The 15,203-nt window shown below is 47.2% G+C and carries 9 protein-coding genes; 5 read left to right on the plus strand and 4 right to left on the minus strand.

What is annotated here, in order from left to right; all coding sequences use genetic code 11:
- Positions 1-3,102: an EAL domain-containing protein gene (locus tag RCH83_RS17220; RefSeq protein WP_306524048.1), complete on the minus strand. Its 3,102-nt coding sequence runs from the start codon at positions 3,100-3,102 to the stop codon at positions 1-3.
- 654 nt (positions 3,103-3,756) lie between these two features.
- Here RCH83_RS17220 and RCH83_RS17225 point away from each other — a divergent pair.
- Both RCH83_RS17225 and RCH83_RS17230 read left to right on the plus strand, forming a co-directional pair.
- On the plus strand, positions 3,757-4,572 hold the full coding sequence (locus RCH83_RS17225) for an ABC transporter substrate-binding protein (RefSeq protein ID WP_306524050.1): 816 nt from the start codon (positions 3,757-3,759) through the stop codon (positions 4,570-4,572).
- 93 nt (positions 4,573-4,665) lie between these two features.
- On the plus strand, positions 4,666-5,082 hold the full coding sequence (locus RCH83_RS17230; RefSeq protein ID WP_306524052.1) for a VOC family protein: 417 nt from the start codon (positions 4,666-4,668) through the stop codon (positions 5,080-5,082).
- A 62-nt stretch (positions 5,083-5,144) separates the two neighbouring features.
- On the opposite strand, the gene RCH83_RS17235 is transcribed toward RCH83_RS17230, so the two are convergent.
- On the minus strand, positions 5,145-6,008 hold the full coding sequence (locus tag RCH83_RS17235; RefSeq protein ID WP_306524054.1) for a peptidoglycan-binding protein: 864 nt from the start codon (positions 6,006-6,008) through the stop codon (positions 5,145-5,147).
- 364 nt (positions 6,009-6,372) lie between these two features.
- Between RCH83_RS17235 and RCH83_RS17240 the strand changes: the two genes are divergently transcribed.
- The 3 genes from RCH83_RS17240 (at position 6,373) to RCH83_RS17250 (ending at position 11,205) form a co-directional block, all read left to right on the plus strand.
- A complete protein-coding gene (locus RCH83_RS17240) occupies positions 6,373-8,391 on the plus strand; it encodes a glycoside hydrolase family 97 protein (protein WP_306524056.1) in 2,019 nt (672 codons plus the stop codon).
- A gap of 337 nt (positions 8,392-8,728) precedes the next feature.
- The gene (locus RCH83_RS17245) at positions 8,729-10,258 is read left to right on the plus strand and encodes a M1 family aminopeptidase (protein WP_306524058.1); all 1,530 of its coding nucleotides are present in this window, start codon (positions 8,729-8,731) and stop codon (positions 10,256-10,258) included.
- 191 nt (positions 10,259-10,449) lie between these two features.
- Positions 10,450-11,205: a hypothetical protein gene (locus RCH83_RS17250; protein ID WP_306524060.1), complete on the plus strand. Its 756-nt coding sequence runs from the start codon at positions 10,450-10,452 to the stop codon at positions 11,203-11,205.
- A gap of 73 nt (positions 11,206-11,278) precedes the next feature.
- On the opposite strand, the gene RCH83_RS17255 is transcribed toward RCH83_RS17250, so the two are convergent.
- Positions 11,279-13,459 (minus strand): hypothetical protein, encoded by a 2,181-nt coding sequence (locus tag RCH83_RS17255; RefSeq protein WP_306524061.1) that lies wholly within the window; start codon positions 13,457-13,459, stop codon positions 11,279-11,281.
- A 146-nt stretch (positions 13,460-13,605) separates the two neighbouring features.
- Positions 13,606-14,502, minus strand: a complete 897-nt coding sequence (gene melR, locus RCH83_RS17260; RefSeq protein ID WP_306524062.1) for a transcriptional regulator MelR — start codon at positions 14,500-14,502, stop codon at positions 13,606-13,608.
- Between the last annotated feature and the right edge of the window lie 701 nt (positions 14,503-15,203).

Raw genomic sequence — 15,203 nt, forward strand, 5'->3', positions numbered from 1 at the left:
CTAATGCTGCGTTTTGTCAGGCGAAAGCAGCTGCAATTTCATCCGTTGATTTTCTAATTGCAGCTCCCTTAATCTAAATGCTTCAGCTACCTGCACTTTTAACTCTGCCGGTTCCCAGGGTTTGGTAATAAAACGGTAAATAACACATTCGTTCACCGCTTTGAGAATACCGCTGATTTCGGTGGTCGCACTGAGCACCATACGGATAACATCCGGATACATAGCCCGAACCTTTTGCAAAAAATCTATGCCTGTCATGTCGTTTAACCTAAGGTCGGTCAGCACAACATCTACATTAAATTTGGCAAGATAATCAATAGCTTGCTCAGCAGATTCTGCCAACAACAGCTGATAACTCTGCTGGCGCAGTTCGCGTTTTAACGCACTTAATACGTTCATTTCACTATCAACTAATAACAGGCAGCGGCTGCCATTGGCATAAAGTTCAGCCGGTAACTGCAGTTGTTGTTTATGTTTTAGCTGCTGTGCACAGTTGTCGGCCGGCAAAGGTACAGAATAAAAGTATCCTTGGATTTCGTCACAACCCGCTTTCAGTAGAAAGCCCAGCTGCTCAACTTTTTCCACCCCTTCGGCAATCACCCGGATGCCGAGATTGTGCGCCATTGAAATCATCGACCGGACCAGAGCGGCACTTTCCGGATCTGTATGCACATCAGTGGTAAAACTACCGTCAATTTTCAGCTGACTAAAAGGAAAACGTTTTAAATAAGCCAAAGACGAATAACCGGTACCAAAATCATCAATGGAAAACTGAATACCCAAAGCTTTGAGTTCCTGCATTTTTACCAACGACTCATCGGCATCATGCATCAAGGTACTTTCTGTCATTTCAATAATGATTGAACTTGGGCTTATCTGGAATTGTTGCAACGCAGCGCGCACCCTGGCCACAAACTGGGCATCCATAAAACTCAGCGCCGAAAAGTTTACGGCAACCACTACATCCTGCAGCTCCTGCCGCCACTGGGCTATTTGCCCACATACTGTTGAAAACACATAAAAGTCTAATTCGGTAATTAATCCTGATTGTTCGGCTATGTAAATAAAAGCGCCGGGGGCAATCATCTGGCGGTTATGTGACCAACGCACCAGAGCTTCCAGACCACAAAGCCGGCCAGTATTTAAATCAGCCTGTGGCTGGTAATAAACTAAAAACTCTTTATTTAATAAACCCTGACGTATGGCTTGTTCCATTTGCAATCGTTGTTGCACTATCTGGTTCATTTCCGGCTTAAACATACAAATACGATTACGCCCCAGCTGCTTTGCTTCATACATCGCAGTGTCGGCATTACGCAATAAAGTCACACAAGAATCACCATCCAGCGGATAACGGCAAACACCAATACTAAAATTCACCACCACTTCCTGCTGCGCAATAGTGACAGGATGTAATAATTGACGTTTTAACTTCTCCAGCCGCCTGACATGGGTGGCCAAACCAATAGGATCCGTCAGCAAAATGACAAACTCGTCGCCCCCCAGACGGGCGACAGTGTCGGTGTCGCGCATCCTCGCCACCAGACGTTCGGCAATTTGTAGCAGCAGTTCATCACCGGCTTCATGGCCCAGACTGTCGTTAATCACTTTAAAGTGGTCAATATCCAGAAAAGCCAGGGTAAACTGCCGGTGATTCCGTTTTGCATGGGCAATAGCTTGCTGCAACCTGTCATTCAGCAGATTGCGGTTTGGTAAACCGGTTAAACTGTCGTAGTTGGCCTGATACTCCAGCTCCTGCCGGTAATTTTTATTTTCAGTGATATCACGCAAAATGCCGACAAAATGCGTGGTTTCCCCGCGATCATCCAACACAGGAGCCAGAGTCAGTTCATTCCAGAAGGACGAACCGTCTTTGCGGTAATTCAGCAGTTCTGCTTTGACTTTTTCCTGATGTTGAATTGCCCGGCGCAGCCCATCTAAGCCCGGTTGATTACGGGCGGAACCTTGCAAAAAACGGCAATTTTTCCCAATAACTTCAGTAGCTTTATAACCCGTCATTTGTTCAAAAGCAGGGTTTACATAAATAATGGGCTGATCAGGAGCGTTATTGTCGGTAATGATCACAGCATTCACACTGGCTTCAATCGCCTGAGTGCGGATACGCATCTGAATATCCTGTTTTCGTTGTTCAGTCATGTCTTGCATAACTGCGATAACACCCTGAATTTTCTGTTTTTTATCCAAAAAAGGCACAGCTGAGCAGAGTAAAGTCCTTACACCGTACTGCTCTGTTTGCACATCAAGAAACAGGTTACGACATAAATTCTGCTGATTTAATGTCTGATATAACAACCAGTTACCGGGTGACAATAATTGACCATCCGGGCCATGTTGCTGTCGGAGCCTCCCCTGCTCCTGACATTCAAGCACAACACCACCGGACAGCCGGTTATATTCCTGATTGCTGATCACAAGGTTGCCATCCTGATCCGCCACCAAAACTGCAACAGGCAAATTATCCAATACGTGCCGCAACATAGCACTACTGTCAGGCACAACCTTGTTTTCATCCGGCAACGGTTCTGATAAGGGGGCAGATGACGTCAGTGACGGCTGGTTGCTGATTTGCTGAGAAAGCCATCCGGCCTGAACATAAGTTGACATCAGCAAATTCAGTAACTGCTGCTGGCTGGCGTTTATCATATCCAGCTCTGCATCCAGCCCAGGCGTAACACTGGTTTTAGTGCTCTGATGCAGAGGTGCAGGCTTATGATGCAAAAAGTGGCGGATGCGGGAGAATAGATAGGTTTGGTCAAAAGGCTTCACAATCAGGTCGTCAGCGCCACAAGCCAGCACTTGCACCACTTCGCCGGCATCGCCTAACCTTGTCAGCAGAAACACCGGCACCTGGCTCGTCAGTGCAGATTGTTTGATCTGCCGGCACAGCTGATAACCAGTCATCACCGGCAGCACAATGTCGCTGATAATCACCGTTGGGAGCCGCTGTTGCAGTATCTCCAGTGCGTCCCTGCCACTATATGCCAGCCAAACTTTAGCTCCGGCAGGCTCCAATAAAGACTGTAACTCTGCCGCCTCAGTGGCACTGCCTGCAACAATAAGGACATCGGCTTGGGTTAACATTATTGCGCCTCCTTTCGGCTGTTAAACTGCGGTGTATTGTTGGTCAGATATTCGGGAAATCCAGCATTTCATCATAGATTTAGCAAAGGACTAAAGGCTCAGTACCATGAACTGAACTGGCATTTTGCAATAGTCTGAGTGGCGGATTTTTCCGGGACACGGCTGCGGCACTGGTTTTGTGAACAGCGTTACAACGAAAAATTTCTGCAGATTTTTGCCATGATGACTATCAGGTGCTGCCACCCTGGTCAGCAAAATAATGCCGCACCGGCGGAGGAGAGCCAGAGCACACAAAAGCTCCGTCATTTGTGGCCGGGCAACAGCCCGGCCAGGAGGTACAAAACAAAATAACAATAAATACAACTGTTCCATTGTTATGGCTCTAGTCCCTTTGATTAATACACCATAGTTGGCATTCACTGCCCGTCAAGCTGAAAACCCAAGCTATCAGACAGCTTGGTCATCACCCCATGGCGTTATCGGTATTGATGCTGAATCACCCGTCAGCCGCTGCATGTCTGCACCCCATGCCTTAAAACAAAGGCAGAAATTCTTAAAAACGCCCGCAGAAACATCCATAAAATAATCAGTATTCGTAATAACTTAGCTATAGTTAGCCACTTGAAACAGCAATTTGATGATGCAAAAACTGCAATGCGTTATACAGCTTTATTGTTTTTCTGCTGCTCAGTCGCCGCAAAAGCGGCAGAACCAAGCTTAACAGTGGGTTATTTTGAACTTGCGCCCCACACCAACAGCACAGCAAAACTGCGAGCCCCCGCCTTGTGTTATTTTGATTTGCTGGCAGCAAGGATGAAATACAAAGTGCAATATCAAGCTATGCCGCTGCCGCGTTTAATCAAACAACTGGCCAATAACCAACTGGATATTGGTTTAATCCTGGCAAAAACACCTGAACGCCAGCAGCAGTTGATGTACCCGGCAACACCACTTTTTGTCACCAGTCCTGCGCTGGCGGTGCGTTCTGAATTATCTACCGACATTCAACGTTTTATGCAGCGACCTGACTACAGCATAGTGTTGTGGCAACAGGGTTATCAGATACCACAACCTGGCAACTTTGCCGGTCGCACCATTATCTTAACCGGCGACAATATTCCGGCCCGCGCTGTTGAAATGCTGCAGAAAAAACGTGCCGATGCTTTTTATGGACCTGATCTGTATTCATTGCAATATGAGCTGCAACGTTATGATTTAACTAAGCAACTGAAAATATTGCCTTTTGAAAATCAATTGTTGCCGCTGTACAGCGTCTTTGCCAAAAAGGCAGCAGCCCGGCATCTGCAGGCTTATGAACAAGCATTAAAGGCACAACAAACCGACATCAGTTATCTGCAATATCTGCAACGACATTTAGCTGTTGCCAGCACTCACAAAACGACAAAACACAATAAAACTTTCAGCATTGTCAAAGGTTGCCTGACAGGCCAACACAAAAAAACCGGCTGAACTGGCAAAAGCACCAGGTATCATTCATAGTAAAAATCCCGATTGCGGGGCCAACCTTTATTTTATATTCGTTTATCCAGCAGGAGCCTAAGGATGACAAACAAGCAACAAAGGATGATTTTTATTAACTTACCAGTCAAAGATCTAAAAGCTTCGATGGCGTTTTATCAGGCGCTGGGTTTTGACAATAATCCACAATATACCGACAACACTGCAGCCTGTATGGTGTGGAGCGATAGCATTCATGTGATGTTATTAACACAAGACAAATGGCGCAGTTTTACCAGCAAACCCATTGCGGATAGCAACTGCAGCGAAGTGATGTTGGCATTGACCTGCAACAGTCAGATTGAGGTTGATACTATGCTCGGCCGTGTTGCCAACAAAGGCGGCACAACTGACGTGATGCCGCCAAGGGATCTGGGTTTTATGTATAGCCGCAGTCTGAGTGACGCTGACGGCCATATCTGGGAGCTGTTCTGGATGAACCCTGCAGCACAATGCGGTTAATTGTGATTGATTCAAAATGGCAGGCCGCAACTTGCCGGCCTGCTTTTTGAGTGGAACGCATCTTAAGTCAAACTATCACGCCATAAATTAGCTTCTTGTTGCCTTCTTTTTACCAAACCAGAAGTGACTGGCCAGTATTTTTTCATTTCCAGCAATTCGTCGGCCACCGCCAATAATAGCTGGTTCACTTCAACCGTATTTTTGCCTTGTTGCCTGGCTTGTTCTGCTTTATCCAGAATACGGCGGATATTGGCCATTTCTTCTCTGTTGTTGCCACTGAGCGCCGGCCCTCTGTTATATACCAGACTGACCAGCACTGATGGACAAAGCCCGGGCAAACTGGCCAGGGATGGATAAGCCACTAAGGTTTTTTTATAAAAACCAGGTAAGGTTTGACGCACAAAAACTTGCCAGGCGGCATAAAATGGCACCGTAATGCCCATTTCTTTCAGGCTGTCCGCCCTTTGTTTGTTGCCCTCTTTGCCAATATCTTTGGCAAGTTCCTGCAAAGTTGCCTCTGGCAAATAATCGCCCCAATCTTTGTGAAAATCATCGAGGCTATTAAAACGTAAGTCGTAACCCACTCCCAGGGTGATACCACTTTCCCCACCCGGATAATGTGGGAAACGGGTAATTTTCTGGTAATAAGCCAAACCACCGGTTTCTTCCAAGGCAATAAAAGCCACCCCATTGGTATCCAGCAAGGCAAAAGGTTTGGGCTGGGTTTCTAAAAAATCCCATAACCTCGCATCGGCAAGGCCTGTGACCGCTTGTTTGGCCACATCCTGGGCATAACGGATAGCAGCAGTGGTGCCTGGGCCATAATCACCGTCCACTTTCAGCATAGCGCCAACTTTGTTTAATAAAGATTGTAAGGCGCTGACTTCTTTACCTTTGTTACCTGGTATTAAGCTTGGATATGTCATCTTGGATCCTCCATAAAAAATAAATGGAAACACCACTGGGACAAGGCCAACACAAAACATTTTGACAACAAAACTGACAGCCTGAACAGATGACAAAACAATGGCTTTTCTCGAGACGACAGGTGCATCCGGTGTGAACTGACAGCGGACAACCTCAACCTTAGTTGCTTTTAGTTTTTTGTCCAAAAGCGCCCATATACAAAGCGCTACAAGCAAAAGCTGTGTGGCCGGTTTTGTGTTCATTGTCCGTACCAAAGCAGCGCCACTGCTGCTTATTTTCCGGGAAACAACAAGCTTAAAAGCATGCGCCTGTTGGCGCTGGCTGCTGCTCCAATGGTTTTTTGTTATCCATGGAGAGCTTTTTATGTTGAATACTTGCCTAGCCAACACAGCCCGCGCTGTTTTGCCTTACCACAAGCCAGGCGCAACAAGCGCCAAAGCTTTGTTCTTGTTGAGTTTTTTATTGCCATTTGCCCTGTCAGCACAAAGTTATGTTGTAAAATCGCCCGACGGCCGGCTGGAAGTCAAAATCGACAACCAACCACAGCTGCAATATCAGCTGTCAGTTGACGGTGAGCTGCTGATCAAACCCTCTGTCATTGGTCTTGAGTTTGCTGATGGCCTGTTTTTTGGCAAAAACGCCGAAGTCACAGGCCAACAACAAACAACAGTGGATGAACAGTTAACCCCTGAAGTGAAGGTGCGTACAGCGCAGATCCGCAACCACTACAACGAACTTAAGCTTGATTTTAAACAGCATTTCAGCCTGAAATTCCGGGTATTTAATGAAGGGGTAGCTTATCGTTTTGAAGGCAAACAGGCGGATAAAACCGGCGTCAAAGCTGAGCTTAAAGCCGAGCAGGCCAACTTTAATTTTGTGGCCGGTACTTATAGTTATTTCCCTTTTGAAAAAAACTTCCGCACCGCCACCCAACCTACTTTTACGCCACTGCCCGCCAAAAATATTGATGGTGATGAACTGGGTAGTTTGCCGGCACTGTTTGTCGCCAAAGGCGTGAATTTATTACTCACCGAAACCGATTTACAGGATTACCCCGGTCTTTGGTTACAAGGCAAAGGGGATGGCCGCATTTATGGTGTGCATCCAAAAGACCTGGATCTAACCAAACAGAACCCGCAGAACCTGGAACAAACCGGTGCGTTCACCGCCAGTGTTGCCACAGTGTCGCGTAGCCGCAATTATCCCTGGCGCATTATTGGCGTGGCCCGCTCTGACGCTGAGCTTTTGAATATTCAGCTCAGTTATTTATTGGCTGAGCCTTCCCGTATTGGCGCACCCAGCTGGATAAAACCAGGCCAGATTGCCTGGGACTGGTATAACGAAAACAACTTTAAAGGCGTTGATTTTAAAGCCGGCATTAATACCGAGACCTATAAGTATTATGCTGATTTTGCTGCCAAATTTGGCATTGAAAATATTCTGATTGATGATGGCTGGTCAACACACGCCGACGTACTGACTGTGCTGCCAACCATTGATGTACAAGCCATTATTGCCCACGCCAACAATAAAGGTGTTGATGTGCAGCTCTGGGTGCCATGGACAGGCCTTGATAAAAACATGGAAGCGGCCATGGCGCTGTATAAAAAATGGGGCGTCACCGGGCTTAAAATAGATTTTATGAACAGCGACAGCCAGAGTATGGTGAATTTTTATTGGCGCGCCGCCGCTATGGCCGCCAAATATCAGCTGATGGTGAATTTTCACGGCTCTTATAAACCGGCCGGTATTCACCGCACTTACCCCAATGTGCTGACCCGTGAAGGCGTAAAAGGGCTGGAAAACCATAAATGGTCAGACTCAATCACACCGGCGCATAACCTGCATTTACCTTTTATACGGATGATTGCAGGGCCAATGGATTACACTCCGGGTGCTATGCGTAATGCGCATCGCAAAGATTTTAATGCGGTATTTTCCCGCCCTATGAGCCTGGGTACCCGCGCCCATCAGCTGGCGATGTTTGTACTTTATGAAAGCCCGTTACAAATGTTGGCCGACACGCCCAACAGTTATCTGGCCGAGCCTGAAATTCCGGCTTTTATCAGCAAAATTCCAACCGTCTGGGACAACTTTAAAGTGCTGCACGCCAATATTGGTGAATATCTGCTGATGGCACGGCAAAACGGCAATAACTGGTATCTGGCCGGCATGACCAACGACCAGCCACGCACTTTGCCGGTGAAACTGGATTTCCTGCCCAAAGGCTCGTATCAGTTGGAGCTGATCAAAGACGGCATCAATGCCGACCGTCACGCTGAAGATTACAAACTGGAAAAACGAGTGGTTAAAGCCGGTGACCAGCTGGACATTGCTATGGTGGCTGGTGGCGGTTTTGCCGCAATTTTAACGCCGCTGTAAATGGCAGCTTTGTCATTGGCACAGCACTGATCCGCAGTTATAAACTCAAAGCCCGGTATTGCTTACCGGGCTTTTTTCGCCCGCACTATCACAATTTTTGTGCCTATAACATAAGTTGCTAAAGTTAAGCTTCTGAAAAACAAAATAATGTTATTTGAGCCTGACATATCTGAATATTCTGATACAAATCCAGAGTCGCAAGCTGTGACAATTTTTTGAATAATCCACCCCCTTAGAAGCTTGTCAGTTATTTTTTACGGCACTACTGACATGGTCAATTTTTCTGCTGACAATAATAAGCAACCATCACAGGCTGCAAACCAGGGAACTTCAACAGATGTTTAATGTAAACAAAGCCACTTTATGTTACACCGCCAGCCTGCTACTGAGCTGTTATACCGGCACAGCCCTTGCCAGCACGCCAGTGCAAGCTGCAACACCAGTACAAACTGCGGCAGCACAAACTCAGCCAGCCCCACAAATTAGAGTAAAAGTACAACCGGATCTGCTGGAAGTGGACGCCCGTTATCAGCTACATGGCAACACGCTGGCACTATTTAATGTGATGGGGGCGGTGAATTTACCGGCCGGTCAGGCGGCTTTTATCAAAGACTTACAGGTAGAAGACAGCCAGGGCAAAAGCATTGCCGTGACAACTACGCCGGATGGCGACTGGGTATTGCCGGTTGGCGATCAACAAGTAAGGGTACGTTATAAAGTACAAACCGGCCATGGCGCTTATCAGTGGCCAGCCGGCGTGGAAGAAATAGCTTATAAAACCGACGAAGGTTTGTTTTTTACCGGTTACGCTTTGTTTGTGGTGCCGGCCGACAAAATGGACACCAATATCCAGGTGCAGTTTGAGCTGCCCAAAGGCTGGCAGGCTTATACCCCCTGGCCAAAAGCCGCTGACAACAGTTTTCAAGCCAGCACCCGCCGTGAACTGTTATCTAACGCGATGTTTTTTGGCACTGCCAAACACCAGCAAATTAAACATCAGGATTACACCCTGGATTTAGTGCTTGGCGCGCCTTATGCCCAGGACAGCCAGCGTTTTACCTCGTTATTACAAAGCATGTTGCAACAATCCAGCAGCATGTTTGGCAGTACACCAAACCGTAAACAATATCTAATAGTGGTGAACGAAGGTTTTGCTGATGGCGGTGCTTTTGAAGGCAGTTTTAGCCAGCTGATCAAAGGCCCTGCTACTGACGCCAACAGAGTTGTCTGGGGCAATGTGATGGCGCACGAGCTGCTGCATTTCTGGAATGGCTTGTCGATGGTGCCGGCCACTGTGGACGACGAATGGTTTAAAGAAGGTTTTACTGATTATCTGACTGCAGTGTTGCTGCACCGTGGTGGTCAGTTTGATCAGGCCTGGATGCTGAAACGTTTTGAAACCATGTACAGCCGCCATGCCATTGGCCGTTATTATCAGCGCTCTCAGGCCAGTTTTCAGCAGGCCGGCCATGACAAACAACCGCTACGTACCCTGGTGTATGGCGGTGGTGCTTTAGTGGCCATGGCGATGGAAGCCGAAATGCGTGACGCCACCCAGGGCAAAAAAGGCGTGGCCGATTTAATGCGTTCGATGTTCAGCGAATTTGGCACTACAGCGCCAGGCCAGCTGCCTAAAGGTTATAGCAGCGCCGATATTATCCGCCATGTGAAGCTGGTCAGTGGGGTAGATATGACGGACTTTTTCCGCCGTTATGTCAGTGGCAACGAATATCTGGATATCACGCCCTATCTGGCCCGCATGGGTTTAACGGTAAGCCATTTTATTGAAGAAGCCGATATCAGGTTGGATGCCAATGCATCCAAAGCTGCCAAACGGAACTTTCAGCAGGCTTATGCTGCGCAATAATCAGCAGGCTTATGCCGCGCAATAACCACCGGGCTGAGCGGCTGCAAAAAAGCAGTCGCTTGTTTTTATTCAGCACTTATAGGGGGTAAAAAAAATCGTCATTAAAATCAGTGTTATTTCTCAGATACACAGCATAATGCATAGGTAAAACATTGAGCTGACAGATGTCGCACTACAACTTCAGGACAAAAATGAATTTCTGGATCCCTGCCCGCCTCTGCCAATCTGTGCTGCAGTTTTTTGTCTGCTGTTGTTTATTGCTCTGTACAAGTCCGCAGGCCAAAGGCACCTTACCCAGAGTGCTGGTATTTAGTTACACCAATCACCCTACAACCCAACAATATTATCTGCCCATCATCCGTCAGGCTTATCAGAACCTGGGGATTGAAATACAGCTGGTTGAAGCTAGCCCCAACCGTTTTATCCAGCTTTATCAGGAAGGTAAAATAGATGGTGATATTGCCAGAATAGATAGCTTAAAACAGCTGCTGCCGCAGATGCAGCTGGTGTACCAAATTGACGAGATGAAGATCAGTTATCATTGCAGCGCAAGGGTCAAATGCAGCCCGGCCGACTTAACAGATCCGGCGTTATTAATTTTTACCCCTGTGGTGAAAAAAGTGCAGGATATGATCAAGTTAAAAATTTCTGCCAAAACCTATGAAGTGAACAACTGGCAACAACTGCTGGATATGTACCAACAGCAAAAAGTGGATCGTTTTATGATGGTAGATGGCAAAAGGTTTCACACTACTTTGCAGCTGTCTTCACAGCGTTTTGTTATCCCGCATATTTCGCTGCCTTTTTATCATATGTTGCACCATCAACACCAACAGCTGACCCCTTTGGTGGCGGCAGAAATCGCAAAAGTGCTGGCAACTTACCCGCACCTGCCAGCCTTAAACGAGCGCCAGAACACTGAAGCAACAACAGCTCACAACAACTAAACCTCAGTAGCTTGCAGCAGCATCAAGCTGCAACCGCAACACAGTATGGGGCAGTTGCGGTTGCACTATATTGTTACATAGCAATGGGCAGCGGCTTGATGCCATCCCAATTGTATTGTTTTGTGCCCTTGCCCTCTATGGTCAGTTCTATCAGATAAGGTTTTTCTGCCGACTGTTGCTTTTGTACACAAATATCAAAGTTGCTGGCAAAAGCACGGATCTGCCGTAAACACATACTGTTCCATGCAGAGGGCAAACGGGGTGCCAGGCTAAATTGGTTAAAACCCGTGGGTTCAATGCCAAATAAACCTTCGGTGATCACCCGCGCATATAAACCACTTTCGGCCGACAAATGCCGCTGATCACCTTCAGGCCAGGCTTCCACAGCAAAAGGCACATGATCACCCAACAGGCGTTTGCGGCTGTAATATTTCAGGTATTTCATCGCAGTGTCGGTTTCGCCGGCGGCAAAAATGCCACGAAAGGCATATAAAGTGGCTCTGTCCCAAAAGGTTTTGGCACCCGACTCGGTTAAAATACCGTTTTCAGTCCACAGCTGCGGCGATAATAAAGCATCCAGTGTGCCTTGTTTTTGCTCATCAAAACCCATGACCAGCGGTAAGGCTATCCAGGCGCGCAGTTTGGTATTGCCGTTGTAATAACGGTAAGTGGCAAAACCTTCGACTTCAGCAGCAAAATAACTATTGATGGCGCTGCGTAAGGTGGCAGCATTCTGTTGCAGTGTGTTGGCTTTGGCATTATCACCCAGCGCCTGGTACAAATGCGCCGAAGACACCAGCGCACCATAAGCCAGCATATTGGTGCTTAAATTCACCTCCCCTGCTTCAAAACGGTTTTCCAGCTCGTCAGTGTCGGAAGCTATCACACCTTCTTTGGTGGTTTTACGCTGGTTATATTCGAGGCACCAGTTAATTAACGGCAATAACTGCCGGGCTTGTTTTTTATCGCCGGAAGCCAGGGCATAACGGCTGGCGCCATAAGCCACCATAGCGCAGTCGCCTCTGTCACCTGCACCATTCCAGATATCCAGCCCTTCAGCCACAATAGATGATGGCAGCGGTTTAAATTGCGGATTAATAAAACGGGCAAAATGTAAAAAGCTGACCATGGCCGATTCATTGCCATTGGCATCGCCTAAAAACGGGAAAAACGGATTGACGTATTCCGCCTGATCATTGGCCCAGATTGCCGCGTAATAACGGCCGCCACCAGGGCCATGCATTAAACCGCCTTTAGTGCGGTAAATACTTTCAGCTGCACGCAGTTTGGCAAAAGCAAACATTTGATTAATCACCGGATCCGGTGTTTCCAGCTGCAGTTTTTGCTGCAAAGACGCCACATAAAGCTGACGTTGCAATAAAGTATCGGCGGCTTGTTGTGGACTGATGTCGGCACTGATGTCGGCACTGGCAATATCTTTAACCCGCACCGCACTAAAAACCAGCTGATAACTTTTGCTTTCACCAGGTTGTAGCACCAGCTCACCGGCAAAATTACTATGGGCTTTAATCAGATAACTGCCATCCACGCCTTTACTGGCTAGGGTTTGATGTTCTGTATCAAGCGCGCCCACCTGCACAGTCAGAGCCTTAGCACCGCTGTTATGCAGTTCATGTTGCTCCACCAGATAAGCAGCAGTCGGGCTTGGTGTTAAGGTGCGGCTTAAACTCAGATCGCTGGTTAGTTTGCTGTGAATGGTCAGCAAGCCGTTATATTGCACCCAGTCTGGCCGCTCAGAGCTTAACTTTTGCCCGTTCAGGCGGAGGGTTGGCGACACCTCTGTGTCAAATTCGTGGATTAAACTGGCGTGGGTGTCGTTCGGCACTGTGCGTAATAAAGGCCAGACAATTTTACGTTTAAGCAGCAATTCACCTTGTTTATCAGCACCATAATAAATAATGGCCGATAGCTGCTCACCACTCATTTCCAGATGATCCTGATGTGTATCTTTCACCTGCCAGCGAATAGCGCCCTGCTCCAGCTGCCAGCGATCCTGCAGGGTATTGGCCAGTTGATAAATATCTGCAGCTGCGTTTTGTTGTGGCGGGGTTGCGGCTAAAGCCGCTTCAGCCTGAGGTTTTGATTGCTCTTGTGGTGTTTCCTGACTGGTGCAGGCCCACAACAGGCTACAACAAAACAGCGTGATAGATGCTGTGATGCCGGATTTTATTGATGTTTTGATTGCTGGTTTGATCGATGCTTTGATGGATATTTTTGGGTCTGGCTTTTTCATTGTTATTCCTCAAATACAGCTGCCGGCGCCAAAAGCCGCAGTCCGGTTTTTATTGCAGCATGACCCTGCTGCACCTCGCTTATGCCGGTGGCACTATTCATTCCCAAAAAATAAGCAAAAGTCTGATGCAGCGACCAACGCCACCATCAAGCACTGATCTTCTGGGTTTTATTGCGATATTGCTGGGGTGTCATGTGCAGCTCTTGCTGAAAAATATCGTAAAACCTGCTGATAGAACCAAAACCTGCTTCAATGGCAATATTTAAAACACCTTGTTCGGTGTCGACCAAAAGTGCCTGGGCATGTAATAACCGCAGTCGGTTAATGTATTGTTTTATCGAGATTTTCATTACGCGGTGAAATAACTTCATTGCATAATTGGGGTGCAGGCCAGTGACAGCAGCCACGTCCGGGATGGTAATTTTCTGATCATAATGGTCGGCGATATACCGCAGCATAGTGTCGATATGCGACAAACCAGCCACCGGGTTTTTCTGCTCTTTACGGGTGCTTTTATCGGCCGTTTTATCGGCACCAAAAGTCTGATAACTTTCCACCGACATACGGCGGATGCGGCCACGAATTTCACTAACCACCTGCGCCGTTAAAGCATCGTTTTTCTGGTTTAAATCTTTGTCCCATAACTGCGTCAGCTCTACATCGGTCTGATGGGTTTGGTCTGCCACCAGCACTTCCCCCCGCAGCAAAGCGCCAATAAATTCACTGGGAAACTTCCACTGCTGAAAAGCCTGCAACGGAATATAAATATTCACCATATAACCGTCACCAAAACTGGCGGTGAGCTGATGCGGAATAGAAGCCCAAAACAAAATCATGCGCCCTTGTGGCACATAAATTTTGCGGCCATTCATTAAATATTCGGCTTCGCAGTTAAATAGAAAATTTACTTCAATATGGCCATGCCAGTGGCTATGCGGCATTACGTCGGGGTTATGAATACGAAAACCAAATTTGTGTTCGTTGCCCTGCCGCGTTAACGGGCTGCTGTAGTCAAAAATAATGCGGTTAAGCCACTCTTGCATACCCTGCCTCCTGTATTGGCCATTGTTGTGTTGGTTGTTTTGCGCTTGTTGTTTTGTGTTTGTAGTTTCCGGAAACGGCCGCAGCTAAAGCTCGACTTGCAGACCACAGCTGTTTACCCGTTGCCGCCCGCCACTTTTTCCAACTGTTTTTTGCAACAACCAGGGGCACAACCGTGATGGTGCTTTTGTTTTAGATAAAACTGATACTACATATTGTATACAGTATGCGCAACTTGCAGGTTATAAAATGGGAATAAGTTGGTGGAAAACGGGAGATGGTTTTAGGTTTGCACCAGCAGCATCTTAAAAGTTGCAGCACTAAAAAACGCAGCTGGGTAACCGCAACGCAGACGCGCCGTGAATATGTCCCTATAGGCTCGACTGCGGCATCCATGCCGCAGACGGTCTGCTTATGCAGCCACCCAGCCGCGCTGTATTTTCTGAACTACTGGTTTACTTTAACAGCGAGCTTTGTTTTTGCCCTCTGGATCGCTGAAGTTGAGCTTCTCCACCAAATTGGATGGGTTACGCGAAACACAAGAACTTACCCTATTGATTATTAAAGCTCAGCTGCGTACATAAACTTTGTAAATATTTGAGGGTGATTTAACTATCCGGGTTCCCCCGCTTTTAAGCTCACCAAAAACTAATGCCGCGATAACCACTTGTCGCAAATAATATTTCTGTGTAACTTCGGAGCA

Origin of the sequence: Rheinheimera sp. (genome assembly GCF_030824435.1) — a bacterium.
GTDB lineage: Bacteria > Pseudomonadota > Gammaproteobacteria > Enterobacterales > Alteromonadaceae > Pararheinheimera.